24 protein-coding genes and 1 pseudogene are annotated in these 25,660 nt (G+C 68.4%); 15 read left to right on the forward strand and 10 right to left on the reverse strand.

Features of this window, described 5'->3' with window-relative positions:
* Window positions 1-372 precede the first annotated feature (372 nt).
* The gene (locus Q664_RS09280) at window positions 373-2,166 is read left to right on the forward strand and encodes a hypothetical protein (protein WP_043392344.1); all 1,794 of its coding nucleotides are present in this window, start codon (window positions 373-375) and stop codon (window positions 2,164-2,166) included.
* Window positions 2,167-2,366: 200 nt separating this feature from the next.
* On the opposite strand, the gene Q664_RS09285 is transcribed toward Q664_RS09280, so the two are convergent.
* Window positions 2,367-2,810: a nucleotide triphosphate diphosphatase NUDT15 gene (locus Q664_RS09285; RefSeq protein ID WP_043392346.1), complete on the reverse strand. Its 444-nt coding sequence runs from the start codon at window positions 2,808-2,810 to the stop codon at window positions 2,367-2,369.
* 216 nt (window positions 2,811-3,026) lie between these two features.
* Here Q664_RS09285 and Q664_RS09290 point away from each other — a divergent pair, with 216 nt between their 5' ends.
* Window positions 3,027-4,103 (forward strand): hypothetical protein, encoded by a 1,077-nt coding sequence (locus Q664_RS09290; RefSeq protein WP_235216621.1) that lies wholly within the window; start codon window positions 3,027-3,029, stop codon window positions 4,101-4,103.
* A 25-nt stretch (window positions 4,104-4,128) separates the two neighbouring features.
* Entirely contained in the window at window positions 4,129-4,977 is an 849-nt protein-coding gene (locus Q664_RS58920; RefSeq protein WP_052517888.1) for a hypothetical protein, read from the forward strand.
* A gap of 44 nt (window positions 4,978-5,021) precedes the next feature.
* On the opposite strand, the gene Q664_RS09305 is transcribed toward Q664_RS58920, so the two are convergent.
* From Q664_RS09305 to Q664_RS09315, 3 genes are all read right to left on the reverse strand, one after another.
* Window positions 5,022-6,299, reverse strand: coding sequence for a WD40/YVTN/BNR-like repeat-containing protein (locus tag Q664_RS09305; protein ID WP_043392348.1), 1,278 nt, complete (start codon window positions 6,297-6,299; stop codon window positions 5,022-5,024).
* A gap of 9 nt (window positions 6,300-6,308) precedes the next feature.
* Window positions 6,309-6,773, reverse strand: coding sequence for a hypothetical protein (locus Q664_RS09310; protein WP_152622006.1), 465 nt, complete (start codon window positions 6,771-6,773; stop codon window positions 6,309-6,311).
* Window positions 6,774-6,960: 187 nt separating this feature from the next.
* On the reverse strand, window positions 6,961-7,986 hold the full coding sequence (locus Q664_RS09315) for an aldo/keto reductase (RefSeq protein WP_043392353.1): 1,026 nt from the start codon (window positions 7,984-7,986) through the stop codon (window positions 6,961-6,963).
* Window positions 7,987-8,171: 185 nt separating this feature from the next.
* Between Q664_RS09315 and Q664_RS09320 the strand changes: the two genes are divergently transcribed.
* Both Q664_RS09320 and Q664_RS09325 read left to right on the forward strand, forming a co-directional pair.
* Window positions 8,172-8,915, forward strand: a complete 744-nt coding sequence (locus Q664_RS09320) for a hypothetical protein (protein WP_043392355.1) — start codon at window positions 8,172-8,174, stop codon at window positions 8,913-8,915.
* 66 nt (window positions 8,916-8,981) lie between these two features.
* Window positions 8,982-9,605 (forward strand): glutathione S-transferase family protein, encoded by a 624-nt coding sequence (locus tag Q664_RS09325; protein WP_043392359.1) that lies wholly within the window; start codon window positions 8,982-8,984, stop codon window positions 9,603-9,605.
* A 69-nt stretch (window positions 9,606-9,674) separates the two neighbouring features.
* Here Q664_RS09325 and trhA read toward each other — a convergent pair whose 3' ends face one another.
* A complete protein-coding gene (gene trhA, locus Q664_RS09330; RefSeq protein WP_043392360.1) occupies window positions 9,675-10,334 on the reverse strand; it encodes a PAQR family membrane homeostasis protein TrhA in 660 nt (219 codons plus the stop codon).
* 173 nt (window positions 10,335-10,507) lie between these two features.
* Here trhA and Q664_RS09335 point away from each other — a divergent pair, with 173 nt between their 5' ends.
* Complete coding sequence (locus Q664_RS09335; protein ID WP_235216622.1) at window positions 10,508-11,146, forward strand: TetR/AcrR family transcriptional regulator; 639 nt, start codon at window positions 10,508-10,510, stop codon at window positions 11,144-11,146.
* Here the strand turns inward: Q664_RS09335 and Q664_RS09340 are convergent, their stop codons facing one another.
* A complete protein-coding gene (locus Q664_RS09340; protein ID WP_043392362.1) occupies window positions 11,147-13,894 on the reverse strand; it encodes an ankyrin repeat domain-containing protein in 2,748 nt (915 codons plus the stop codon).
* A 30-nt stretch (window positions 13,895-13,924) separates the two neighbouring features.
* On the opposite strand from Q664_RS09340, the pseudogene Q664_RS63180 reads away from it, so the two are divergent.
* Both Q664_RS63180 and Q664_RS09345 read left to right on the forward strand, forming a co-directional pair.
* Window positions 13,925-14,154 (forward strand): annotated as a pseudogene (locus Q664_RS63180) (AHH domain-containing protein); the annotation flags it as partial.
* A complete protein-coding gene (locus Q664_RS09345; protein WP_043392365.1) occupies window positions 14,151-14,735 on the forward strand; it encodes an imm11 family protein in 585 nt (194 codons plus the stop codon). The pseudogene Q664_RS63180 and the gene Q664_RS09345, both read left to right, overlap by 4 nt.
* A 128-nt stretch (window positions 14,736-14,863) precedes the next feature.
* On the opposite strand, the gene Q664_RS09350 is transcribed toward Q664_RS09345, so the two are convergent.
* On the reverse strand, window positions 14,864-17,149 hold the full coding sequence (locus Q664_RS09350) for a glutamine amidotransferase (RefSeq protein ID WP_043392367.1): 2,286 nt from the start codon (window positions 17,147-17,149) through the stop codon (window positions 14,864-14,866).
* Window positions 17,150-17,170: 21 nt separating this feature from the next.
* Window positions 17,171-17,929: a DUF4159 domain-containing protein gene (locus tag Q664_RS09355; RefSeq protein ID WP_043392369.1), complete on the reverse strand. Its 759-nt coding sequence runs from the start codon at window positions 17,927-17,929 to the stop codon at window positions 17,171-17,173.
* Window positions 17,930-17,985: 56 nt separating this feature from the next.
* On the opposite strand from Q664_RS09355, the gene Q664_RS09360 reads away from it, so the two are divergent.
* The 5 genes from Q664_RS09360 (at window position 17,986) to amrB (ending at window position 22,347) form a co-directional block, all read left to right on the forward strand.
* Window positions 17,986-18,243, forward strand: coding sequence for a molecular chaperone DnaJ (locus tag Q664_RS09360; protein ID WP_043392370.1), 258 nt, complete (start codon window positions 17,986-17,988; stop codon window positions 18,241-18,243).
* Between the two features lie 9 nt (window positions 18,244-18,252).
* Complete coding sequence (locus Q664_RS09365) at window positions 18,253-18,969, forward strand: hypothetical protein (protein ID WP_043392372.1); 717 nt, start codon at window positions 18,253-18,255, stop codon at window positions 18,967-18,969.
* 84 nt (window positions 18,970-19,053) lie between these two features.
* The gene (locus Q664_RS09370; RefSeq protein ID WP_052517889.1) at window positions 19,054-19,908 is read left to right on the forward strand and encodes a hypothetical protein; all 855 of its coding nucleotides are present in this window, start codon (window positions 19,054-19,056) and stop codon (window positions 19,906-19,908) included.
* Window positions 19,909-19,956: 48 nt separating this feature from the next.
* Window positions 19,957-21,522, forward strand: coding sequence for a beta-ketoacyl synthase N-terminal-like domain-containing protein (locus tag Q664_RS09375; protein WP_043392375.1), 1,566 nt, complete (start codon window positions 19,957-19,959; stop codon window positions 21,520-21,522).
* 30 nt (window positions 21,523-21,552) lie between these two features.
* Window positions 21,553-22,347, forward strand: coding sequence for an AmmeMemoRadiSam system protein B (amrB, locus tag Q664_RS09380; protein WP_043392377.1), 795 nt, complete (start codon window positions 21,553-21,555; stop codon window positions 22,345-22,347).
* 1 nt (window position 22,348) lies between these two features.
* On the opposite strand, the gene Q664_RS09385 is transcribed toward amrB, so the two are convergent.
* Window positions 22,349-23,080 (reverse strand): DUF6683 family protein, encoded by a 732-nt coding sequence (locus Q664_RS09385; protein ID WP_043392379.1) that lies wholly within the window; start codon window positions 23,078-23,080, stop codon window positions 22,349-22,351.
* 138 nt (window positions 23,081-23,218) lie between these two features.
* On the opposite strand from Q664_RS09385, the gene Q664_RS09390 reads away from it, so the two are divergent.
* The gene (locus tag Q664_RS09390; protein WP_043392382.1) at window positions 23,219-24,769 is read left to right on the forward strand and encodes an MBL fold metallo-hydrolase; all 1,551 of its coding nucleotides are present in this window, start codon (window positions 23,219-23,221) and stop codon (window positions 24,767-24,769) included.
* A gap of 9 nt (window positions 24,770-24,778) precedes the next feature.
* Here Q664_RS09390 and Q664_RS09395 read toward each other — a convergent pair whose 3' ends face one another.
* Window positions 24,779-25,060 (reverse strand): hypothetical protein, encoded by a 282-nt coding sequence (locus Q664_RS09395; RefSeq protein WP_043392386.1) that lies wholly within the window; start codon window positions 25,058-25,060, stop codon window positions 24,779-24,781.
* Between the two features lie 228 nt (window positions 25,061-25,288).
* Between Q664_RS09395 and Q664_RS09400 the strand changes: the two genes are divergently transcribed.
* Window positions 25,289-25,555: a hypothetical protein gene (locus Q664_RS09400; RefSeq protein ID WP_160174369.1), complete on the forward strand. Its 267-nt coding sequence runs from the start codon at window positions 25,289-25,291 to the stop codon at window positions 25,553-25,555.
* Window positions 25,556-25,660: the final 105 nt, after the last annotated feature.

The following is a 25,660-nucleotide window of genomic DNA, read 5'->3' on the forward strand; positions in this document are numbered from 1 at the left end:
CCTCTCTCAAGAGGGCGCGGCCCCCCGCAACCGACACTCAACGCATTGACCTGCCCCGAGGCAGGTGTGGTATATGCCGCCGCGCCAGAAACAAGCATCAGCGCATCACGCGGAGGCAACGGCACGCGGCGCTGCTTCGACAGACATTGAGCGGCTCGCGATGGCTGAACCCTGTTTGTGTCTGGATTGAGCGGTTGTCACATTGGACATACAACCGTCTGCCCTGCCGTCCGCCCGCCAGGCAGACGTCCGGGACGTGGACCCGCGCTCATCACGAACCCGCGCGCCCGTGCTCACTCCGCATGAACCACACCCAGACGGAGCAGCCCCTCCGCGGCTGGAGCTCCCGGGCTTGCTCCCAGGAGCCTTCGAATGAGTCAGGAAGCCGTACCCGTTGATCCCCACGAGACGCTGTACGTGCCCATGCGGCGTCGCTTCACGCGCGAGTACATCACCACCCCCGAGGGCAACCGGGAGCTGCATCTCTTCTTCGGCATCAAGGAGATCACCCTCGACGAGCCGGACCTGCACGCCTTCGGAGAGGCCCTGCTCCAGCAGGACCAGTTCATGGCCGGCAGCGCCACCACGTGGAGCGGCGGAGCGCCCTATCCTTGGGAGCGCGTGAGGGAGCTGCTCGAGGCCCTCCTGGCCGAGGAGATCCTCTCGCGCGAGGCCCCGAAGCCCTCGTCCCGGGGAGACATCCATCAGCGGTTCCTGGAGGCCGAGGCCCTCCGGGAAGCGCCCACCGAGCCCCTGTGGTGGAACCCGGACTGCCCCCGCGTCATGGAGCGGTTGACGGGACGTCCGTTGGAGCTGAGCTTCCTCGAGGCGGTGCTCCCGCTGCATCGCATCGCCCACCCGGCGCTCGACGCGGAGGGACGCCATGTCGGGGAGATGAACGTCTTCCCCGTGGCCATGCGCATGAAGCTTCCGACGGAGTGGAAGCCGTGCCCCTACCCGGGCAGCCGCTTCCGGGACGAGGCGATGATGAACGTGACGGCGCTCCGGTCGATGACACGGCACTGGAAGGCCGTGCTGCGGGGGGTGCTCGCGGTCCGCGAGGAATACCTGCGCCGCCGTCCCCTGCTCCCGGATGGACGCTGGCGGGTCGGGGATCTCCACGCCGTCTGCGTGGCCGTGCTGGCCCTCCCCACCCTGTTGCTGATGCGCGGCAACGACCCCGTCCCCAATGGCGAGCTGGATCCCGTGCTGTCCTCCATGTTCCGGGTGACGGATGGAGTGCGAATGGTGGCGGCCTATCTGCTCTACCACCCGGCGGAGCCGAGGCCGTACGACACGCCCATCACGCCCGCCGAGCTGTACCGCATCAGCGAGCATGAGAACCAGTTCCTCTCCAGCCGCGGCGTCTGCGCCGGCCCCCCGCACATGGTGGAGGAGTTCTTCGCGACGTTGATGGATGGCAAGCCCGTGGAGGGTCCTCCCGCCCCCATGCCGGAGTGGGCCGCGGACATCCCCGCCGCCGTGGACTACGCGATGCGGGGGCTCCTGCTCTATTCGCTCCAGTTCAACCTCTGGGGCCGCATGTGCGGAGCCTACGACGCGCTCCGCTCGGCGCTCCTCCCGGTGGAGGACGAGCCGGGTGGCTTCCTGGGGCGGCTGCGCGCCCGGGTCGAGAGCGACTGGCGGATGATCGAGACCCTGGGACTGAACCAGCCCTCCACCCGGGCTCAGGTCGAGTCCCGCCGCGTCGAGCAGTACGAGAACGCCTTGCACCTCCTGACGGGCTTCCGCGAGGACACGCCGCGGCACCTCCAGGACGCCTTCATCCCCGCGCACGACGCGGTGGATGCGCGGGCGCGTCTGAGGCTCCGTGAGCTGCTCCGCTCACGCGCGGACGCGACCCCGGAGGCCCGGAGTGACGTCCTGGGGGCCATCGCGGACGCGCTGGCGGAGTACCTGTCCATCGAGCGCCCCGCGCTGCGCGCCCTCGAGGGTATTCAGCGCCAGGTCAATGCGTTGCTCCAGCGCCCCCACCCGGAGCGGAAGTTCTCCAGTGCGGATCTCTCCCTCAGCCACCGGCTGCGCATCGGCATCGCACGCCCGCTGCCCGACCTCATGGAGTTGCTCCGGGATGAGCTGGAAATCACCGTCGAAAATACGGAGGAAACCACGCGAATCACAAACGCGCCCACCCGCTCTCAATAGGAATGAAGTCGATAACCCACGAGGAGCACACACAAATGAAGATCAAGACGAACATCCGCGGCGGTCTGGCTATCTCTGGTGGCTATTTCGGTGGTGGCAACTGCCGCGACTACGTCCTGGCCTGAAGCCGAGAGCCACGCGGTTGCCCGAGTCGTCAGCGGACGGTACGCCGTCCACTGGCGACTCGGTGCGTTGCGGGGTCACCCCTCCCCTGACTCGCGCTCGTAGAAGTTCCCCCGAAGAAGGCACGCCACCCCACGCCGGCTCGCCTCGAAGTGGGGCTCGGGAAGCTGGCGCGGATCGTACCAGCCCCAGCCCGCGCACTTGTCGGGCTCCATCACCCCGGGCTCTCCCCGGAACCGCTGGGTGTACAGGATGACCGAGACGTGGTGCCTGCCCGTCCGCCGGAAGGTCTCGAGGTTGTTGGTGACGGCGATGACCCTCGGGTCGATCAACTCCAGGCCCGTCTCCTCCCGGACCTCCCGGATGGCGCCCTCCTCGAAGCTCTCTCCCACCTCCAGCAGCCCGCCAGGAATGGAGTAGAAGCCCCCCTGCCAGCCCTTGCGCTGGCCCAGCAGGATCTCCTCCCCCCGTTGGATGATGACCCCGAGCCCGACGGCCGGGTGCTCCGGTTTCTGGCTCATGTGCGCACCACCTCGTACGAGTCTTTCCAGGATGCCAGCACCGCCCGAGCGGGGGCACGCATTTCCCACTTCGTGAGAGTTCCCGGCCATGGCCTCGGTGGGCCGGAGAGGAGGCTGCTTGCTCGGAAGCACTCCAGCCCCGTGTGGGGGTGCTTTTCGAGGGGAAGTGCAGGATGCTCGTGGGTCGATCCGACCGCTTCTACCCGAAGGAGCCCCATGAGAAGACCGCTCGCCCTGCTCTCGCTGCTCGCCCTGACGAACACGGCCTGTCCCGGCACCGTCGATCCCCCGACAGACCAGTTCGCCCTGGACCCCGTTCCGGCGGGTCAGGGGTTCCAGTACGTCACCCGGGAGACCGAGGTCCCCCAGGGGGTCGAGCAGCAGGACTGCTACTTCTTCAAGGCGGGGGACATTGCCGCGGCCAACGGCATGCCGGCCAACGAGCCCATCAACCTGCACCGCATCCAGATCTCCCAGCGGGATGGCTCGCACCACATGAACATCTACCGGGTGCGCACCATCGTGGGGCTGGACCCGGCCAACGGGGAGTTCCAGCCGGCCTCCAACGGCTCGGGCCCCTGCTTCAACAGCGCCAACTGGGCGGACTGGCCGCTGCTGGCCAACACGCAGCAGGATGGGACCATCGACTGGACGTATCCGGAGGGGGTGGCCAATGTCATCCAGCCGGACGAGTGGCTGATGTTGCAGTCCCACTTCGTCAACGCCTCCACCCAGAAGACGCCGCAGAACTACGGCCGGGTGTGGGTGAACTTCTGGGCCATCCCCAAGGAGCAGGTGAAGCACGAGCTGGGCACCATCTTCGCCACCAAGCAGTCCATCCGCGTCTGCACGAAGAACCCCACGCCCGTCTTCGATGGGACCTGCAATCTCAACAACAAGAACCCCGTGCAGATCATCGGGGCCAACGGCCACTTCCACAGCCGGGGCAAGCAGTTCCGCATCTACGCCTGGGACGGCATGAGCCTCGAGCGGCCCCCGGAGGATCAGCGCTTCTACACCTCGGACGTGTGGGACGATCCGCCCATGACGCGCTCGCCCGAGCTGGACCGCACGCTGCCCGCGGGCAGTGGCATCTGGTACACGTGCAACTACGAGTGGACGCCTCCTCCCATTGGCTGCGCGGCCCTGGATGCGTTCGACAAGGAGAAGTACTCGACTCCCGACCGGCTGCTCGACTGCTGCTACACCTTCGGACCGCAGGTGGATCAGAACGAGCACTGCAATGCCTTCATCTATTACTACCCGAAGCAGGACGACGTGAACTGCTTCTGACAGGGCCGCAATGCGAGTGCATCTCATGAAGTCCGTCCCCGTCGTCCTGCTGTCGCTCTGTCTGGTCATGAGCTGTGACCCGGATGGCGGCAACCCCACGCCGGACGCGGGGACCCGTCAGGACGCCGGTACGAACCAGGACTCGGGCATCCCCGACTCGGGCATCCCCGACTCGGGCACGACCGAGGACGCGGGCATCCCCGACTCGGGTACGACCGAGGACGCGGGCATCCCCGACTCGGGCACGGCTCCCGACGCGGGCACGACCGAGGACGCGGGGACTCCTCCCCCTGACGCGGGAACGACTCCGGATGCGGGGACGACACCTGACGCGGGGACCATTCCCAACACACCGTGCGGCGTCCCCTACCTGGGGGATCCCAATGGGGCGCTCGACTTCAAGATCAAGGCGCTGGGGCCTGATTGGACGTCCTATCCGCTCACCACGGGGAGCACCCTCACGGTCATCGAACCGATCCAGGGCGGGCGGGTGTCGTTCGTCGGAGTGTACGACGTGATCAACATCGATCCCTGTGGTGTGAGCATCCTGGGCGCGCTGAAGAATCCCGAGACCGGCAGGCTCACGCTCGACTCACGGACCGCCAACCTGCAGCGAGGTCCGGACGGCCGGGGGTCGAACATCGACCTGGACGACGCCTCGTTCTCCAACGTGACGCTGTGCCCCAACCAGTGGTCCAACAAGGACATCTACGACCAGGAGTACGATCTCATCGTCATCCTGAAGGATCGTCTGGAGAAGAAGGTCCTTCAGAAGACCATCAAGGTACGTCCCGCCTGCAACGTACCCGGGGAGGATGCCTACTGCCGGTGTATCTGCAAGGCGGGCTACGTGTTGGGCTCGCCCTGCCCGTAGCGATTGAATGACCCGCGCTCCAGGAACCACCTGGGGCGCGGTGCTCACTCCTCGCGCCGCCCACGCCGGCGCAGCAGGATGGACAGGAGCAGCGGGGCCATCCCCGCGCTCCCAGCCGTGGCGCCGCACCCGTCCGGCTTCGGAGGCACTTCCCCGTCGGGCGTTCCAGCGTCCGTTGGCACGGGGTCGACGGGTGCCCCGAGCTGCTGCGCGAGCTGGGGCCAGAGTGGCGTGCACAGCTCCTTCACGGGCGTCCCCGCCGGGCACTGGTGAACGCCCTGGACGCCGCGGAGGCTGAAGAGGGGCTCCCAGGACGTGCCCTCGTCGGTGCTGCGCGCCAGGGCCCACTCGTGCACCCAGGTGGAGCCGCAAGCGAAGAGGGTGCCGCCCTCGCGCGTCACGCACGCGTTGCCCGTGGGCAGCGACAACGGGAGCATGGACTCTCCCTCGCGGCCCCGGAACAGGTGATTGTAGGTCGCCACCCAGGTGGTCCGGCCATCGGCTGAGACGTCCATGTTGACGAGCGGATCCTCCTGCGCCAGCACGGACGTGAGCGTGCGGCCCCCGTCGTCACTGCGCAGCACGGTGTAGAGGACGCCGCCCGCCGGGGTCCACGAGGACACGCGCGCCCACAGCACATCCGGATTCGCCGGGCTCACCGCCAGCAGCTTCAAGTCATACGCGCCCTCGAGCCCCGCGGGGAACGTCTGGGGCAGGTCCTCCCACGTCTCGCCCTCGTCACCGCTGCGGAAGAGGTACATGGCGTAGCCCTTCCAGCCACTGAGGTAGAGGCGCTTCGGGTCGGAAGGAGCCACGCGCACCGCGGAGAAGACGGCTTCACGGCTCAGCGAGGTGGGCGTCCACGTCTCCCCGCCATCCCGCGAGCGGAACAGGAGGTTGGTCATCGCGGGCCTTCCGGTGGCCACGTAGAGCAGGGAGCCATCCGTGGGGTGCTCGGCGAGGCTGGAGACCCAGAGGTCCTGGAACGCCGTGGAGGCAACCCAGGTGCACCCTCCATCACGCGAGCGCAACAGCGCCTTGCCCGTGGCCGTGAGGATGTCCCCACCCGAGAGCCACACGTAGCGCTCCGGGGGCCAACTGCCATAGCCCATGGCCTCCGCGCACACCCAGCGCCAGGAGGCACCGTCATCACGGGAGATGAGCGTGCCCCGGGTGAAGCCCATCAACCGATCTTCCGGGTGTCCCCGTCGCGAGGTGTAGCTGTCTGTCTCCATCAAGCCCCCGTGTGCATGCACGGAGGCCGCGGACAGCAGGCCCAGGCAGGTGAGGAATCTCCAGGAGGCCATGGCGTGGAGCTTCATGAATCCCCTCTATTCGAGCACGGCGCCCTGTTGGATCCACAGCTCCAGCATGTCGAGGCTCTCCTGGGGAAGAGGGGTGCTGCGTTGGGGCATGCGCTCGCCACAGGCGCTCGGAGCGCACGGCAGGCCCGTGTAGTCCCCCGTCACCTTGTGCAGCAGGAAGCTTCCCGAGGGATTGCCCGGGTCCACCAGCGGCAACGAGGGCTCGCGGACGCTCTTCTCCTTCAACCGGGCCAGGAGCGTGGCGGCATCCCCGGAGCCGAGGGTGAGCTGCACGTGGCCCGCCGGCTGGGCCGTGCCGTGACACCCCGAGCCGAAGCCGCACGAGCCCTGGAAGAGGGGAACCACGTCCTGGCTGAAGGTGGGGCGCTCCTCTGGCGGCACCTCACCTCCATCACACCCGCCCATCAGCGCCAGGCCACCCAGGAGGACCACCTGGCGCCACGGCCGCTTCCCGGGCAGAAGGGGGATCATCGCCTCTCGTTGCGTGTCATCGAGCCGCATGCGCCCTACCCTACCAGTCCGCGCCGCTCCAGCCAGGGAACCGAGAGGACGCCCGCGTCACTCGTCCAGCGCCACCTGGAGCAGCGCGGTCTCGTCGAGCTGCTCGGGGGGCAAGAGCTCGCCCTGGCCCCCGAGGAGGGGACGCCTGACGCGGCCGCTACCAGCGGCCCTGGATGCGCTGCATGAAGTCGTACGGGTAGCCCAGCTCCAGGGCACTGGCCTCATCCAGCCGCTTGAACTGGGCATCCTCCAGCTTCAGCTCGGCGGCCTTCAGGTTGTCCTCGAGCTGCTCCACGGTGCGAGCGCCGAAGATGACGGAGGTGACGGCGCGCTTGCGCAGCAGCCACGCCAGGGCCACCTGCGAGGCCGAGGCGTTCAGCTCGCTGGCCACCGCGTCCACCGCCTCGAGGATGCGCCAGTTCCGTGGGGTGTCGAAGCCCGCCAGCCGGTCCTTCCACTTCGCCAGACGCGAGGAGTCCGGCGGGGGCTGGCCCTTGCGGTACTTGCCCGACAGGAAGCCCCCGGCCAGGGGTGACCACGGGAGGATGCCCAGGCCGAACTGCTCACACACGGACACGTGCTCACGCTCCAGCTCGCGCACCACCAGGCTGTACTGGGCCTGCAACGCCACGAAGCGCGAGAGGTGCTGCGTCTTGCTGGTCCACAGGCTGTCCACCAGCCGGTAGGCGGCGTAATTGCTGGCGCCGATGTAGAGCACCTTGCCCTGGCGCACCAGGTCCTCCAGCGCCCGGAGCGTCTCCTCCTCGGGCGTGTCGATGTCCTGCATGTGCACCTGGTACAGGTCGATGCGGTCGGTCTGCAACCGGCGCAGACTGCCCTCCACCGCCGAGCGGATCTGATAACGCGAGGCCCCCGTGTCATTGGGCCCCTTGCCCATACGGAAGCGGAACTTGGTGGCCAGCACCACCTCGTCGCGCCGCTTCGTGCGGGTGAACCAGTTGCCCAGCACGCGCTCGGTGAGCCCGTCGTTGCCGTAGACGTTGGCCGTGTCCCAGAAGTTGATACCGGCCTCGAGCGCCCGGTCCATGATGGCGAAGGACGTCTTCTCGTCCGATGCCACCCCGTGCATCATCGAGCCCTCGGCGGGCTCGCCGAACGTCATCGTTCCCAGGCACAGGTTGGACACCTTCAGGCCGCTGTGGCCCAGCTTGCGATATTCCATGATTCCCTCCTGCGGCGGCAGGCGCCGCGAGGCCCTCGGCCTAACCCGGGCGTGCGTCCCCCGCCACAAGCAATGACCGCGAAACTCCGCTTTGTCGAAGCCGCAACCAACGCGTCACGGACACGCCAGCGGGCGCTAGAGTGATGGAACATGCTTCGCCCTCCACTATTCAGGAGAGCCTCTTCATGACCTCGCCCCCTTCCGCGAGCAGACCCCCGCCACCGGTCATCGCCCCCATCACCCGGGACGGCGTGCGCTACGAATCCCGGTCGTCCCACAGTGGCGTGCTCTTCGTGGTCGACGAGACGTCCGGCAAGCCACTCTGGCAGGTCGAGGTCTTCAAATACCTCGTCGACGAGCAGGTGGAGACCGATGTGCAGGTGGTGTTCTTCAAGTCGATGACGCTCGACGCGACGGGAACGTCGATGCTCATCGAGGACGAGGTGGGTGTCCGCCACCTGGTCGACCTGAAGACGCGCGAGGCGAAACTGTTGACCTGGCCCGTCGCCGTCAGCCTCTTCGAGGCGACCCCCGGCCCGGACGGGTGGAAGTACTCCGTGGAGCTGAAGATCTCCAACTCGCTCACGCGGCCGCTCCAGCTCGACGGGCCCAGCGTCGCCGAGAAGGGGAAGCTGTCGAACAACCTCTTCCAGGTCGAGGTCGACGGCCAGCGCATCGCCTATCAGGGAATGATGGCCAAGCGGGCCCCGCCCGGCCGGTTCATCGAATTGAAGCCCGGAGCGACCTACCGCACGGTGGTGGAGCTCTCGTCGGAATACCCCGTGCCACCCGGCAAGCATCGGCTGACGGTGAAGTTTTCGCATCACAACCACTTCTCTCCGGACGATTGCCAGCTGGAGTCGAAGCCCGTGACCCGTGAGCTTGGCGACAGTCCCATCCGCCCGATGCCCAAGCCGCCCAAGCCGTAGAAGCTCTCCCGCCCACCGCGCCACGGATCGGGATAGGGTCGCGGCCCCAACCCCAAGGAGCGAACCATGTCCGACGAGCTCGTCTTCTATACCAACCCGATGTCGCGCGGCCGGATCGTGCGCTGGATGCTCGAGGAGATCGGGCAGCCGTATAAAACCGAGGTGCTCGAGTACGGTACGACGATGAAGGCGCCCGCGTATCTGGCGATCAACCCGATGGGCAAGGTCCCGGCGATCCGCCACGGCGATACCGTGGTCACCGAGGCCGCGGCCATCTGCACCTATCTCGCCGACGTCTTCCCGCAGGCGAACCTGGCCCCCGCGCCGGGAAGCCACGAGCGAGGCCCCTACTACCGCTGGCTGTTCTTCGGCGCCGGCCCCGTCGAGTCGGCGGTCTCCAACAAGGCCATGGGCTTCCAGGTCCCGCCCGAGCGGGCCGGGACGGTGGGCTATGGCAGCCTCGACTCGGTCCTCAATGCGCTCGAGAACGCGCTGTCGAAGAGCGACTACCTCGCCGGTGACCGGTTCACCGCCGCGGACGTCTACACCGGTTCGCAGATTGGATGGGGCATGCAGTTCGGCAGCATCGAGAAGCGCCCGGTCTTCGAGCGCTATGCCGAACGCATCAACAGCCGCCCCGCCGCCATCCGCGCCCGCCAGATCGACGACGCCCTGCTGCCGAAGAAGTAGCCGTCACGTCCTGGCCAAGGACACGCGAGGCCGCCGCCCGGGGCCGCAGGACGCCTCAGGCGGCCCCTCTCAGGCGGGAGCGGAGCGGACCAGCAGCACCACCACGGTGAAGTGGAGCACCGCGCCGACGATGGTCAGCGCGTGGAACACCTCGTGGTAGCCGAACACCCCGGGCCGGGGGTTTGGCCGCTTCAAGGCGTATGCGAGCGCGCCCGCCGTGTAGGCCACCCCACCCGCGAGGATGAGCGCGAGCTGCGTCGCGCCGAGCGAGCGGTACGCCTCGCCCATATAGGGCACCAGCGTCCAGCCCACCCCGACGGCGAGCGCGGCCGTGATGACTTTGGGTGCGTTCACCCAGAACAGTGACTGCAGCACCCCCAACAGCGCGCCGGCCCAGATGGCACGCAGCAGGCTGTTGCCCACCGCTTCCGGCAGGCCGATGAGGGCCACGGGCGTATAGGTGCCCGCGATGAGGATGAAGATGGACGCATGGTCCATCCGCCGCATCCACGCCCGCGCCGGCACGGACCAGTTCACCCGGTGGTATGTCGCGCTCACCGCGAACAGGGTGATGAGGCTGACGGAGAACAGCGCCGCCCCCGTGGCGGCCCGCGCGCCGGGCGCCATGGAGACGAGAACGAGCCCCGCCCCCAGTGCCACGGCGGCCGCGAACTGGTGCAGCACACCCCGCATCCGGGGCTTCTCGCCCACGGCCTCCGCGGCGCTCATGACCGCGCCCCGGCCTCGAAACCCACTGGAATCGTGAGGATCTTCAGCGGGCACGCGATGGCGAAGACAACGAAGCAAGCGGCGAGGTACACGAGGGCTCCCTCTTCCCCGGCGGGTTACCGCCGAGTAAGTTTCGGTTCGGTAACCTACCCAAGCGTAGGTTCGAGGTCAACGTGACCAGGAAAAAACGCCTCTCGGGTGCGGAGCGCCGGGCGCAGTTGATGGAGGTAGGACGGTCGGTCTTCGCCTCACACGGCTACGAGGCGGCCTCCATCGAGGAGATCGCGCAGAAGGCGGGGGTGTCCAAGCCCATCGTCTACGAACACTTCGGTGCGAAGGAGGGCCTGTACGCGGCCATCGTGGACCGGGAGATGGACAACCTGGTGGCGCGGGTGTCGGAGAGCATCGCGAAGGGCACCCCACGCGAGCGCTTCGAGGCCGCGGTGATGGCCTTCATGACGTACGTGAAGGAGGAACCGGCGGGCTTCGCCGTGCTCACGCGAGACTCGCCGAACGACGAGGCCCGGCGAGGATTGACGCGCGTCATCGACGATCTGGCCGAGCGCGTGGGAGACATCTTCCAGAGCGAGTTCGAGCGCGCGGGCTACAACCCGAAGGTCGCGCCCATCTACGCCAACGCGCTCGTCGGGATGGTCACCCAGGTGGGGCAGTGGTGGGCGGCGGAGGGCCGCGCCTTCTCCATCGACCACGTGGCACGGCAGGTGGCCGCGCTCGGGTGGATGGGGCTGAGACACCTGCCGAAGGACCCGGTCTCACCCGCCGCCCGGAGTGGAACGAAGCGGCGGGGCTGATCAGTCCTCCATCGATTCACAGACCTCAGAGAATCGGGACAGACGTGCGTGGTCGGCGAGGTACATGCCGTCGTCCTGCATCCATGGACCCTTGAAGATCCGCCCACTCCAGAAGCCCACCGCGTCGTTGATGCGCTCGTAGTCGATCGTGAAGACCTCCGAGCCCCAGGAGAGGGTGAACTCCAATGTGTTCTTCGAGGGCCTCTGGACATCGATGATGCGGTAGAAGGTGCTGTCCGGTCCGCCGACGAGGACGAACTGGGGCCGGATGCCGCGGCTCTCATCGTTGGCGAGCGAGATCTCGACACCGAAGAACGACTCGCCCGAGCAGCCATGCACGTAGGTGTAGTTCTGCCCGTGCTTGCGGAGCAGATTCCAGTCGGTTGGGAAGCCCGCCAGGAGCTCGAGCCCCCTGATGGGCAGGTCTCTCCGCGAGGAGAGGAAGGCATCGAAAACCCAGCCGGTCTTCTTCCCCCAGGACACCTGTGTCCAGCGTCCCCGCGCCCCCTCCACCTCGACAGGCGAACCCCGCTTCCGCAGGACCGTGAGCTCGGTCATGAAGGGGATGGTCGCGACCAACGGAGCCTCCACCGAGGGATCCGCCAGGAGGGGCACTCCCTGCTTCCGGTTGGTCCAGGTCCACAGCAGGGAGCGCAGGTCCCCGAGAGCCTCATCCTGGAAGAAACGCCGCGCGACGAGCGTCACGAACGGCTGGGGATACTCCTCGCCGTTGCTCGGATAGCGAAGCGAGAGATCCGCCCCCGCCTCGACCATCTGTCTGGCCAATCCGAGCTGCTCATCGAACAGGGCAATCAGCAGGGGCGTCCACCCGTGGGTGTCACGAACGTCGAGCTGGGCCCCCTTGTCGACGAGGAGCCGGGCGACCGGCGGATTCTCCTTCACGGCGATCTGCAACGGCATGAGTCCGCTGGTGTTCTTCCGGTTGGGGTCGGCTCCCAGGTCGAGCAGGGTTTTCGCCACCTCCGGAGACATGCGCTCGCTCGCGAGGTGAAGCGCGGTCTTGTCTCCTGCCTCTACTACCGCGTTGACGTCGACGCCGGACTTCACGAAGAGCGCCGGAAGCGGTTTGCACTTCTCGTGCTGGCATTTGAGCGCCTGCCAGAGGGTCTGGATGTTGGGCCTGACCCCCTTGGCGAGCAGGAGCTCGACCAGTTCCAGGTTTTTGGCCTCCAGCGCCAGCGAGAGAGGCGTCTGCCCCCGAGAGTCGCTGACATCGGGAGGAGCGCCCGCATCGAGGAGCTGGGAAGAGAGTTCCGTACTGAACCGGGCAGCCGCATGCAGCGCCGTGACACCACGAAGGTTGGCGAGCCGGACATCCGCCTTGTGCTTCAGGAGGACCTTCGCGACTTCGGGCTTCTCGCGTCCGAGCGCGGAGAGGAGCGGCGTCGAAGAGGATTTGTCCCGAGCATCCAGCTCGGCCCCCGCGGCGAGGAGCAACTCCGCGCTGGCTGGATCGACGGCCTCATGCAGGGGCGAGCGTCCCGGCTCGGCCAGGGTCCGCACACTGGCGCCGGCCTTCAGCAGTGCATCGACGATGGCCGTATGCCCTTCGCGGACGGCGTACGTCAGGGCCGTGTTGCCCTCGGAATCACGAATCTCGATACCGGGCCCGTTCGCGAGGAGCAACTGGACCATCTCGAGATGGCCATGGGCGCTCGCCGCGATCAGCGCGGTGCGGTTCTGCCTGCCGTCATCCCTGAGATTGGCCTTGACGCCCGCCGCGAGCAGCTGACGCACGGCCGGAAGATCGCCCTCGGCGGCGGCGGCGACGAACAGATCGTAGAGCCCCTTCCGCTCGTTCTCATTCACCTCTCCGGGTGATGGCGGCAAGGCGCCCTTCTTCACGAGCAACAGGGCCATGGAGGCGTTATGAGCACCCAGCACCCACCGCAGCAGCGTCCTGCCGTCTTCGCCCGGAGTGTTCGGGTCGATCCCCGCGGAGAGCAGCGCCTCGACCCGTGCGCGCTTGTCCTTCTTGACGAAGACGGACAGCTCGTACGCGGAGGAGAAGCCCATCTGCGCCTTGAGTTGCTCGATCTCCGGCCAGAGAGCCCCCAGCGCCTGCTCGTACCTCCACGTCTCCCCTTTGGGGACAGCGATGGCCAGGGGTGACTCGCCAAAGGATGCCCCCACGAGCTTCAGCGGCATCTTCTGGATGGCCAGTGCCAGCCCGACCTCTTCATCGGCGACGAAGTCCGCCTTGCCCGCGAGGAGCAGCTTGAGCGCCGCGGCGGTGCTTTGCGCCGGAACACGCCGGGCCGAGGGGAGAGCCGACTCCACGGCGCGCAACGCGAGAGCCGTGCCCGCGACACGGCCGCGAACCTCGCCCAGGGCGCCCACGACAGCCTCGGGCCTGGCCACGAGCCGGTAGCGCATCAGGAGGTACGGAGACGTGAAGGCCACGAGCTTCTCGCGCTCCGGAGTCGGGGTGATGGAGTTGAGGGCGATGTGCACCTCGCCACTGGCCACCGCCTCGACGGAGCCCTTGCCGAGCTCGCGCCGGGTGTCCACGAACACCACCGAGGCACCGAGGCGCCGGGCCAGGCGTTGAGCGATCTCCGCCTCGAGGCCGGTGGCGACTCCGTCCTTGAAGCCGTGCAGCGGCATGTACTCGCCCGAGAGCGCGACCCTGAGCACGTTGCCCTCCGTGCCCTGCTGAGCCGCAGCGATACCAGCGGTGCCCACGATGGCGAGCACGAGGAGATAGCGGAGATGGAGGGATTGCATTGGGCACAAGTATACGCACCGGGGAGATCGCGTGCGATGAGCCTGGATGACCCGGCGAACATCGTCTACCTGCGAGACCACAAGGGGCCCCACCCCGAAGCGTATCACAGCGAAGTCTTCCAGCGATTGAATGAGGCGATGGAGGCTGTCGGCCTCAAGCCAGGTGCCGAGCGGAACTCGTGAGGGCGCTCAATGAGATTGCGGGGGAAGTCTGTACACCGGGCTCCGCACTCAACAAGCTCGCTACGAGGAAACCATGACAGCGCAGATGAAGTATTACGAAATGCACGACAATAAATACATCCCAGGGCGCTGGCACCTGAGGATGCCTCTTCACGAAGATGCCGAGGACGGGGAGGAATGGTTTGACATCTGGCGGTTCACCGAGGGGCGAGTCCTGGAAATCGAGAGGCCGATCCGATTGTCCGTGAAGCCAGCGGGCATTGCGCTCGAATACACGGAGTCCGTGGGGATTCCCGTCGTCCACCGACGGGTCGTCTCGCGCTTCGAACGTCTGGGATTCCAGAAGGAAGTGCAGTTCATCCCCGTGGACATAGAGGGACAAACGGAGCCCTGGTTCATCCTCAATGCCTTGCAGGTCATCCGGTGCATCGACGATGCCCGGAGTGAGGAGGTGTTTTATTGGCAGCCAGAGGACGGCCGCCCGGAAAAGTTGGGCGGATACAAGAACGTTCGCGGGCTGAAAGTGGACCCCACGAAGGTAGGGGACGCCCATATCTTCCGCCCCTGGGGCTGGAAGGTCGTCCTCGTCGTCTCCGAGTACGTCAAGCAGGCGATGGAGGCCGATGGTATTACTGGCATCAAGTTCATTGAGGCCTGAACAGCCAGCGCGCTCACGGACTGGAACACGGGCACGGGCACCCTCACCCCGTCCCTCTCCCGGAGGGCGAGGGGTGATTGGCTCCACGGGTGATTGGTTCCGCGGAGTGGTTGCTCAGAAGTGATTCTTCACACGTACCCGAAGCGGCGGCGCAGGAACCACTCGGTCCCCAGCAGCCCCACCAGCGCCACCAGGTAGTACCAGCGATCCCACAGCGGCCGGTCCTTCGCCCGGCCTACTTCCACCACCGGCGGATCCAACAGCGGCACGTCGTCCGGCAACCCATCCATCGGCAGCCGGAACGCCTTGCCTCCCGTGTACTTCGCGATCTGCTCCATCAACTCCGGCCGCACCGATGCGTCCGACAGTTCCGGGCCCACCGCTCGCACCGCCACCGCGTCCTCGCCCTTCCCCAAATCCGTCTCGCCCTTCTTCGCCGTGGCCACCAGCTTGTACGGCCCCGGAGCCGGCGGCGCGAACTCCAGCCGCACCACTCCATCCGGGCCCGTCTGTCCCGTCTGCACCGCCACCGGCTTCTGCGAATCCACCGACACCAGCTCCACCCGCACCTGCGCGTCCTGCGCCGGCTGGTAGTCCGCCGTCCTCGAGGACACCACCACCCCCACCGCCTTGCCCGGCTCCACCGCGGGCGGATCCGCCGTCACGTTCAGCGTCGTCAGGTCCGGATCCCTCACCAGCCACCGCAACGCGTTGCTCCAGAACCGGTCATACGCCCGGCTCGGCGAGCCTCCCTTGTGCGCCGTGAACGCCCAGTACCAGCTCGCGTCCGTCGCCACCACCATCGACCGGCCCCGCCCGTAGTCCCACACCGCCACCAGCGGCGCGTTCTTCCCGTCCACCGTCATGAACGGATGGTCCAGCAGCACCGTCGCCCCATTCTTCGCCCGCGTCTGGTTCGCTCCCGGAATCGCCGGCAGCTCCGCCCACACCGTCTCCGTCCCCGCCCCTCCCGACGCCATCGCCGTCACCGGGTGACGCATTCCCTCCGGCGTCAGCCGCGCCTTGAAGGACTCCACGTTCGCCGGGCCCGCTCCCTCCACCGGCAGCGTCTCGTACAGCGTGGGCATGCTCGCTCGGCCCTCGCCCAACACGCTGTCTCCTCCAATCATCACCAGCGCCCCGCCGTTGTGCACGTAGCGCTCCAGGTTGCGCTCGTACTGGGCAATCGACAGCGACGTGTCCGTGTATCCAAAGTTCTGGAAGATGACGACGTCGAACGTGTCCAGCTTCGTGTCGAAGATCTCCTCCATCGGGAAGGGAATCAGCGACAGCTCGCGCTCCTGGCTCACCACCCCAGGGTCGTCCGACATCGTCCGCAGGATGTAGAAGGACACCAGGTCCACGTTCGCGTCCTGCCGCAACAGCCCACGCAGGAAGCGCTCGTCCCACGACGGCCGCCCCACCACCAGCAGCACGCGCACCCGGTCCCGAATCACCTTCAGCACGAACGAGCGCGTGTTGTTGTCCCCCACCGCCTCGTCCGGGTACACCGGCATGCTCACCGTGTACACGAAGCGCCCCGTCTGGTCCGGCGTGAAGGTGAAGCCCACCGGCTTCACGTCATCCGAGGACTCGAAGCGCACCGACTTGCTCGCCACCACCTTGCCTTCCTGCTTCAGCACCACCGGCACGTCCTGCCCCGAGAAGCCCCGGCCGTGCACCTCCACCTCCACCGTGATGGAGTTGCGCACGAAGGCGAAGTCGTCCACCTTCACCCGCTCCACCGACAGATCCTTCAGCGCCTCGCGCCCCACCAGGAAGGTGGACACCGGCACGTTCAGGTCCGCCAGCGCCGCTCGCGCCCGGCCCACCGCGCCTCCCGCCAGCTCCACGTTGTCCGCGCCGTCGCTCACCAGCAGCACGCCGCCCAGCTTCTTCGTCCCCTGCGCTCCCGCGCCCACCGAGCGCAGCGCCGACAACAGGTCCGACGTCCCCGCCCGCGCCGGCTCCTTCGCCAGCGCCTCGGCCGACGTGGGCGCCAGCTCCGGATCGAAGCCGTACACCTCCACCGCGTACCGGTCCTGCAACCCCGCCAGCCCCGGCGCCGCCCTCTCCAGGAAGGCCGCCGCCTGCGCCGAGCGCGTCACGCCTCCCGGCTCCACCGGGAAGTTCATCGAGGCCGAGCGATCCACCAGCACCGCCAGCCGGTTCTTCATCCGCGCCACCTGCAGGTTGCGGATGCCGGGCTCCAGCAGGAAGAAGAGCGCCGCCAGCGCCGCGCCCACGCGCAGCGACCATAGGGCCCACCGCCGCGGCCGCGCCGGCTCCCGCCGCACGCCCCACGCCGCCAGCCCCACTCCGAGCGCCAGGCCCACGCCCAGCAGCACCAGCGCCCACACGGGCAGCGGCGAGAGGCTGACGAGCTTCCAGGCATTGAAAGGCGTGGTGTCCATGAATGAGTCGGGGGCCTCGTGTCAGCGGCGCTTGTTGAGGATGAGCTGCAGGTGGACGGCGTCGTCCTTGTAGTCCAGGCAGAGCGCGTACATGCAGAGGTTCACCCCCAGCCGCACGGCCAGCTCGCGCTGGGGCTCGCCGCCCGGGGAGACGTCGAATTCATAGTCTCCCGCCTCGCTGCGGTTCCAGGCCCCGGCCAGGTCGTTCTGCGAGTACATCACCGCCGCCCGCTTTCCGAGGTTGGCCGCCAGCAACTGTGGCTTGTTGAGCAACCGGCCCGGCGCCGAGTCCAGCAGGAAGAAGCTCTTGAAGACGACATGGCTGGAGGGCACCGGGGTGAGCGGGCTCTTGGGCAGCACCCGCGCCAGCTCGCGGCGGAAGCTGGCGTCGAAGCCCTCCCCGTCGCTGCCGTCATTGGCGTCCGCCAGGAGGAAGCCGCCAAACGTCAGGTAGCGCCGCAGGTTCTCCACCTCCGCCTCGCTGAAGGGCGGAAATGCCCCATCCCCGCCCAGGTACAGGAAGGGGTATTCGAAGAGCTCCGGACTGGAGAGCTCGAAGGGCCGGGCATCCGGCAACACCTCCACCGAGGTGCGCCGCTGGAGCTCCCAGGTGATTCGTCGGAGCCCCGACAATCTCGTGTCCCACCGGCCACCATGCCGGGCCACGGCGGGGATGAAGCGGCTCTTCTCTCCGAAGGCGGACGCACGTCCGGACAGCAGCGGGACGAGCGCCGCGCTCCCGAGCAGGAGGGTACGACGGCTGAGGGGGCGCACGGGCATAGGGGGTTCTATATACCGTCGACGCGCCCTTGCATTCCCCGCTATAGAGTTCCCCCATGGCGAAAGGCGGACAGACGCCGAATCCTGCTTCCCCCCGGATGCAGGCGGCGTGGAAGCTCAAGGACTCGGGGGACGTGCTCTCCGCCCGGCGTGAGGCCGAGCGCATCCTGGCGGACAACCCCACCCCGGAGGACAAGGCGCAGGCCGAGGAGCTGCTGCGCCGTGCCTCCACCCCTCCCGCGCTCTACGGCTTCGCCATCCTGGCCGCCGTCCTCCTCGTGCTGCTCGTGGTGCTCGCCGCCACGCGCTACTAGGACACCGTCGTGGACTCGTACCTCGAAGCCCTCAAGGCCTACCAGACGTTCAACCCCGCCGGCTGGGTGGCCATCTACCGGTTGATGCCCATGTGGGCCGGCATCGTGAGCTGTGTGGTGGGCCTCGCGATGTTGCTCTTCGGGGGAGGCCGCGTCTTCCGCCTCGTGGCCGGGCCCCTGGGGGCCCTCATCGGCCTGGCGTGGACGGGCGTGCTGCTCACGAAGTTCGGCATGTCCATGGACCCGCGCATGCCCGCCGCCGTCGCCGCGGTGCTCACCGTGCTGGGCTTCCTCTTCCCGCCCGCCATCATCTACCTCGGCGTGGGCGTCCCCATCGGCCTGCTGGGCGGGCAGATCGCCGGTCCCAGCGACTTCCTCGTCGGCTTCGCGCCCGGCCTCATCCTCGGCGGCCTCGTCGCCGCGGTGCTGCACCGCCACGTGGCCGCCATCATCGCCTCGCTGCTCGGTGGCTGGCTGCTCGTGCTCGGCGCCATGGCGGCCCTGCACCAGTTCGGCGGGCTCGTCAGCGCCATGGCCAGCCAGCCCTGGGGCCTCATCATCGCCGCGGGCCTCTTCGCCATCGCCGGCAGCGTCTATCAGATCGCCGTGCGCCCCTCGCCCGAGGAGGAGGAGCGCCAGCTCGCCGAGCGCCAGCGGTTGAAGATGCGCCAGGCCGAGCTCAAGGCCACCGAGAAGCGCTGGAGCGCTCCCCGGGGCGGCAAGTAGCCGGGCCGGAACCAGCCTTTACCTCCACCGGGGCCGCGCATACAGTCCGCGCCCCCCTCCACCCCCCCGGGACGAGCGACACCCATGGGCCAGGCCAGACGCAAGGAGAAGAACCCCGAGAACCGGGACTCCAAGAGCCCGGAGGGCAATGGCGCTCCCGCCGCGGACGCCGAGGCCATCGTCGCCTGGAAGAAGCCCGAGGGGTTGTCCCGCCGGGGTTGGGTGGTGCTCGCCACCATCCTCCTCGCCATCCAGTTCCCGCTCATCCACTACGCCCTCTTCCGGGGTGAGCCCGCCACCACCGCCACCGTCCCCTACAGCCAGGACTTCTCGGACCCCTCCGTGGTGCAGCGCGACTTCTTCTCCACCGGCGGCCACTGGCGCGTGGTGAACGGGCAGCTGCTCTCACCGGGTGTGAAGAACAACCCGCTCTGGCTCCAGGCGAAGCTGCCGCGCGACGTGGCCGTCGAGTTCGACGTGCGCTCCCAGTCCCCCGAGGGCGACATCAAGGTGGAGCTCTTCGGCGACGGCTCGGACCATGCGTCCGGGTACATCCTCATTCACGGCGGGTGGAACAACTCGCTGTCCATCATCGCGCGGCTGGACGAGCACGGCGCGCCCCTGGACGCGCTCCAGCGTCAGGCGCGGCAGGTGGCCGAGAAGAATGGTGGCAAGGGCGAGGGGCTGGTGGAGACGGGCGTGTTCCGCCAGAACACGCACATGCGGGTGGAGGCCAGGCCCTATCCGGTGGAGATCGGCCGCACCTATCACTGGCGTATCGAGCGCAGGGGCTCGCTGCTACGCTGGTCCATCGATGGGAAGCCCTTCATGGAGTTCGATGACCCGCTGCCGCTCGAGGGCAAGGGTCACGACCGTTTCGGGTTCTCCAGCTGGGAGGCCCAGCTCTTCTTCGACAACCTGAAGATCGAGCCGCTGTAAGGCGGTTGCTCGAGGGTTGGCGGCGAACCAGGAATCAGAGGTCACAACGTGCGCAGAGTTGGAATCTTCGGCTGGGGCGTGGTCGCTCCCAAGTCCCGGAACATCGAGGCCTTCGAGAAGAATCTCGCGTCGTCGGAGAGCTGGCTCTCCCCCTTCAACGGCTTCGGGCCGGACAACTTCCTCGTCGGCAACCCGGACTTCGAGTTCGCGGACTACAAGCCGTGGATCGACGCCCGCTTCCCCGCCACGCGCTATGCCCAGCTCGAGAAGAAGATGGGCATGCCGACGAAGATGGCCATTGGCTCCTTCATCCAGGCGCTGGGCCAGAACCCCGGCCTGGAGCAGGAGCTGCAGGCGCTGGGGGCGCGCTCCCACGTCTACGTGGGCACCGGCCTGGGAGATCTGCCGACCATCCACGACATCACCCTGAACCTGCACCGCGCCCAGCGGCGGTGGGACCGGTTCTGGGCCTCGCCCGAGCGCAACGGCACGCTGCGCCGCTGGCTGGAGACGCGCGAGCCCCTGCCCGGCCTGCCTGCCGAGCCCTCCACCGTGGACGAGGCCGAGCGGGACGTGGCCGAGGAGAGCTGGTGGCACTTCTGGGCCGGCCAGTCCCCGGAGCTGCGCGAGTACCTCGCCGAGCAGAAGGAGATTGAGGGCCTGGGCGTGCAGCAGGGCGGCAACGTGGAAGCCGCCAAGCTGGCCGTCATCAAGGAGAAGCGGACGCGCAACCAGCGCCTGCAGAAGAAGTGGGGCGCCCCCGAGCCGCCGTGGAACGCGGTGCCGTCCGAGATTCTCTGGAACATCCACAACACCCCCGCGTCGCAGATTTCGATGATGGGGAAGATCACCGGCATGACGTTCGCGCCGGTGGCGGCGTGCTCGTCGTTCGGCTACGGGCTGAAGCTGGCGCTGGACGCCATCAACAGCGGCGACGCGAAGGCCGTGGTGCTGGGGATGACGGATCCTCCGCCGCACCCGCTCACGGTGGGTGGCTTCTACAACGCGCGCGTGGTGAGCGCGGACGGCGCGGTGTCCAAGCCGCTGACGCAGCTGCGCGGCACGCACGTGGCCGGTGGCTCGGTGGTGTGGATCCTCGGGGACCTGGAGCACTTCACCGCCAAGGGCTTCAAGCCGCTGGGCATGGAGCCCCTCACCGTGGGCGTCACGGCGGACGCGGACCACATCATCACGCCCTCGAAGGAGGGCCCCACCGTGGCCATCCACGAGGCGCTGCGCAAGGCGGGCGTGGAGCCGTCCGAGATTGGCAGTTGGGATCTGCATGCCACCGCCACCCCGGGGGACTACCTGGAGGTGGAGACGTTGCGCGCGGTGCTGCCCGAGACGGTGCTGGTGACGGCGCGCAAGGGCACCTTCGGCCACGGAATGGGCGCCGGTGGCGGCTGGGAGCTGACGGCCCAGTACCTCGGCTACGCCCGGGGCCAGGTGTTCCCCACGCCGCTGGCCGAGGAGGAGCTCAACAAGGACATCGGCCGCGTGCACCCCCGCTACGTCTTCGACAAGGCGGTGGCCACTCCCCAGGGCTGCGCTGGCAAGCTCTCCATGGGCGTGGGCGGCATCAACGCCTGCGTCATCTCGCGCCCCTGGCGCTGAGCGCGGAGCGGCCCTACCCGTAGTGGGGTCATGGCCGCTCGTGTTCGCGCTCCCGCGGTGGCGGGCTCCTTCTACCCCGCCACCTCCTCCCTCCTCGCCAGTCAGGTGGACCAATGGCTGGAGCAGGCGTCCGCCTGTCCGCCTCCGTCCCCCGCGGCGCTCATCGTCCCCCATGCCGGCTACATGTACTCGGGCCCGGTGGCCGCGAGCGCCTATGCCTGCCTGCGCGCGCTGAAGGGCCGGGTGAGGCACGTGCTGCTGCTCGGGCCCTGCCACTTCGTCCTGCTCAACGGGCTGGCCCACCCGGACGCCGAGGCCCTCCGCACGCCGCTCGGGGACGTGCCCGTCGACGGCACGCTGCGCGCGCGGGCCGAGGCCACCCGGCACGTCACCGCCTCGGACCTCGCCCACCGCAAGGAGCACTCGCTCGAGGTGCAGCTCCCCTTCCTCCAGCGCGCGCTGGGGGACTTCGAGGTGCTGCCGCTCGTGGTGGGCTCCGCTCCGCCCGAGGAGGTGGCCGAGGTGCTCGACACGCTCTGGACCCGGGACGTGCTGCCCATCATCAGCTCCGACCTGTCGCACTACCTGCCCTATGAGCTCGCCCGGCGGGTGGACCGCGAGACGGCCGATCACATCCTCCAGCTCGAGGGGCCCCTCGAGGACGATCGCGCATGCGGCGCGGCGGCCATCAACGGCCTGCTGCTCGTGGCGAAGCGCCGGGGCCTGAACGTCCAACTGCTCGATCTGCGCAGCTCGGGGGACACCGCCGGCGACAAGAGCGAGGTCGTCGGCTACGGCGCGTTCGCCTTCTACCCGCGGGCCTGAGTCATTCCTCGAGCCACACCCCGTCGTCCCCGGCGTGCACCTTCTCGATGCGGGTGCCCATCATCTCGTCCAGCAGCTCCTTCGCCAGCTCGCGGGACTCGCGCGTCAGCTCCGGACGCCCCTTGTCCCGCCCCTCGTTGTAGAGCCCGAGGATGATGTGGCCCGAGAGCACCACCGACTCGTACAGCTCCTGCTTGTCCCGGTCCGACATGCGCCGGTCCTTGAGCCCCATGCCGATGGCCGCGTTGATCTGCTGCAACATGGATTGCCGCTGCACGCTGGTCAGCTCCTGACCATTCTTGAGCACGTAGAACGAGGACGCGAAGAAGGAGCTGAAGGCCCCCGCCAGGTTGTTCTTCAGCAGCGTCTCGTCCTGTTGCTCCAACGTCTGTTCATAGGACTTGAGCAGCTGCGTCAGGGCGCCCTCGAGCCCCTGGCGCTCCTCCGGGCCGAGCGACTTCACGCTCTCGGCGAGCCGCTTGGGCATGACGGGGCCGGTCACCGTGCGGAACGAGGACACGGACAGCGGCAGCATCACCGATGGAGGGCTCTTCAGGAACCCGGCACTGACCTTCCACTGCTTCTTGAAGGCGGGCCTGAAGTTGCCGTGGATGAAGACGTTGCTGTCGTAGTGTCTGTAGGGGCTGAGGGACGGTGCGCCCTCCGGCCTCGCGGCACCGAGCAGGAGGAGCCCCGCCACCATGACGGGAACCATCCTGAAGAAGCTATTCATCTCCCCCTCCACAAGTGACGGGAACGTAGAGCCTACCGGACGCGACAACCCTCTCCCTCCGGCCCCTGCTCCCGGTCGGCCGCGGAGCATCATCGGAAAGGATGGGAGCGGGCAAGCAAGTCTGCTAGCAGCTTCCCCATGCGGCTCACCCTCCACCGTGGCGTCAGCCTCGCCGTCCTCGCCTCCGCCCGTACCGAGGCCGAGCACCACGAGGACCTGGGGTGCAGCATCCAGGGCCCCACCTCGAGGCCCGTGCGGCACGCCCATGTCCCTCTCAAGCAGCGGCTCGCCGAGCTGGGGCCGGAGCGCTCGCTGCGCGAGGCGAAGGCGCTCGTGCGCTGGCTGGAGGAGACGCCCGGCTATGCCGCGCTCTGCGGCGAGGGCCGGCGGCGCGGAGGCCGGCGCCCGCTGCGTCACGAGGTGCTCTTCCCCAACGCGACGCGGCACAAGCCCCGCGTCCTCCACCTGCGCCAGGAGGAGCAGGGACTCGACTTCCCCGTGAAGTCCGGCGAATGGCCGGCCCTCGCCGAGCTCTTCGCCTCGCTGGCGCGCGGTGCCACCCGGGCCGAGCTGCGAGCCCTCTCCGCCGTGCCCGCCGTGGGGGAGCTGCTCGCGGACATGTCCAGCGCGGGCTGGCTCGTGCGCCACGACGGCCCCGTGGACGTGCCCGCGCCCGGCGCCCTCTTCGTGGGCCACAACACCGTGCTGGTGTCGAGCACCCAGGCGCGCGTCCTGGTGGACCCCTACTTCCGCCCCGCGAGCCGGCTCGACCGGCCGGACTATCCGCCCATGCAGCCGAGGGACCTGGGCCAGGTGGACGCGGTCGTCATCACCCACTCGCATGGAGACCACTTCCACCTGGGCTCGCTGCTCCAGCTCCCGCGCGACACGCGCATCTTCGTCCCGGCGGTGGAGCGTGAGAGCCTCTTCTCCACCGACTGCGTGCTGCGGCTGCGACAGCTCGGCTACACCCGCGTCGAGGCGCTGCGCTGGGGCGAGGAGCGGCTCGTGGGTGACATCACCGTGCGCGCCCTGCCCTTCCACGGCGAGCAGCCCACCGACGGCGAGGGCCTCTACCCGGGCCTCTTCAACGAGGGGAACACCTGGCTGGTACGCGCGCCGGGCTTCTCCGCCGCCTTCTTCGCGGATGCCGGACACGACGTGCGCGGAGACATGCGCACCGTCTGCCGGGCGTTACGGAAGGAGGCGCCCGTGGACGTGCTCTTCTGCGGCGTGCGCGGCTTCCGGCTCGAGCCCCTCTTCTTCGGCTACACCACGCTGGACGCCTACCTCGTCGACGTGCCCGTGGAGTCGCTCGGGAAGCCGCAGCAGCTCATGGCCGGGCCAGAGGAGGCCCTGCATTACGGCGAGCTGCTCGGCGCGCGCTACGTGGTGCCGTGCGCGGACGGGGGCGCGCCCTGGTACTGGCGCGAGGGCATGGGCCCGCGTTACCCGGGCTACCCGGGCGAGCCGGTGAGTGGCGCCAGCACGAGGGACGAGAATCCCGACGCGGATCCCTATCCCGAGCGGTTGAAGCAGGTGCGCCGGCAGGTGGCTCATGGACCCCAGGCCCTGCTGATGCGCCCTGGAGAGGCCCTCGCCTGGCGGGGCCGCACGGCACCGGAGCTCGTCCGGTACCCGGGCTTCGAGTGGCCCTTCGGCGGCATGCCGGCACGGCGCCGGTCGTGACGCTCCCGCTCACGTGCCGGGAGTCTGGGGGGCCTGGGGCTCGAGCTCCCGGAGGGGCTCCTCGGGGAAGGACTGCAGCTTGAGCAGGCCCGAGAGCACGTGGAGCTTCTCGTGCACCGACTCGTTGCTGAACTCGTGCAGGTCCATCAACGCCTGGGCGTAGTCCGTGAGCGCGCTCAACCACTCGCGCAGACTCTCCTGGCTCGTGGGTTTCGCACGAGCATCCTCGATGCGGGCGAAGGCCTCGTGCAGCCTGTCGGCGGCGTCGTCCAGGTGCTTGGGAAGTGCCATGGTCGTCTCCCTCCGTCCCCACACCATGAGAACGCCCCGCCCCCGGGTGCCAGGGCCCCACCCATGCTGGAGGGCCCGGCGGACACGCCGCGAGGCGCTCCCCTCCGACGCTCCGTGGGAGCCTGGCGGCCATGCACTCGCGCGCGCCAGGCCGATGGGCGGGCCTCCGAGCCTCCACCCCCGGCAACCGCATGCAGCGCCGTTGGAGCGGACGAATCCTCCACCTTCGTGACGCGGTCCGTCATGGCCGCGACGAAGGATGAGGAGACGACCATGAAGGGACGCGAGCGCGTGTGCAAGAAGCACATCAAGCAGGCGGGCTGGAGCATCGCCCACGAGGGCCAGCGGGAGCCGGGCTACCACCTGGAGCTCCACGGCCCGCGCGGCGAGCAGATGAAGGTGGAGGCGCCCAGCAAGGCCCGCGCCTACCGCCACGCGGAGCGCCAGGTGAATGGCTCGGAGCCGGGGACGGCGCTCTGGGCGAACCCAAGCTGATGCCACCCGCCTGGGGAGCGGCCGAGCGGGCTGGCGCCACCGTGGACCGTCCTGCCCCCGGAAATCCCCATCCCTAACCTCCCTGCCAGGACACCGAGGGCGTGG

Source organism: Archangium violaceum Cb vi76 (assembly GCF_000733295.1).
Lineage (GTDB): Bacteria > Myxococcota > Myxococcia > Myxococcales > Myxococcaceae > Archangium > Archangium violaceum.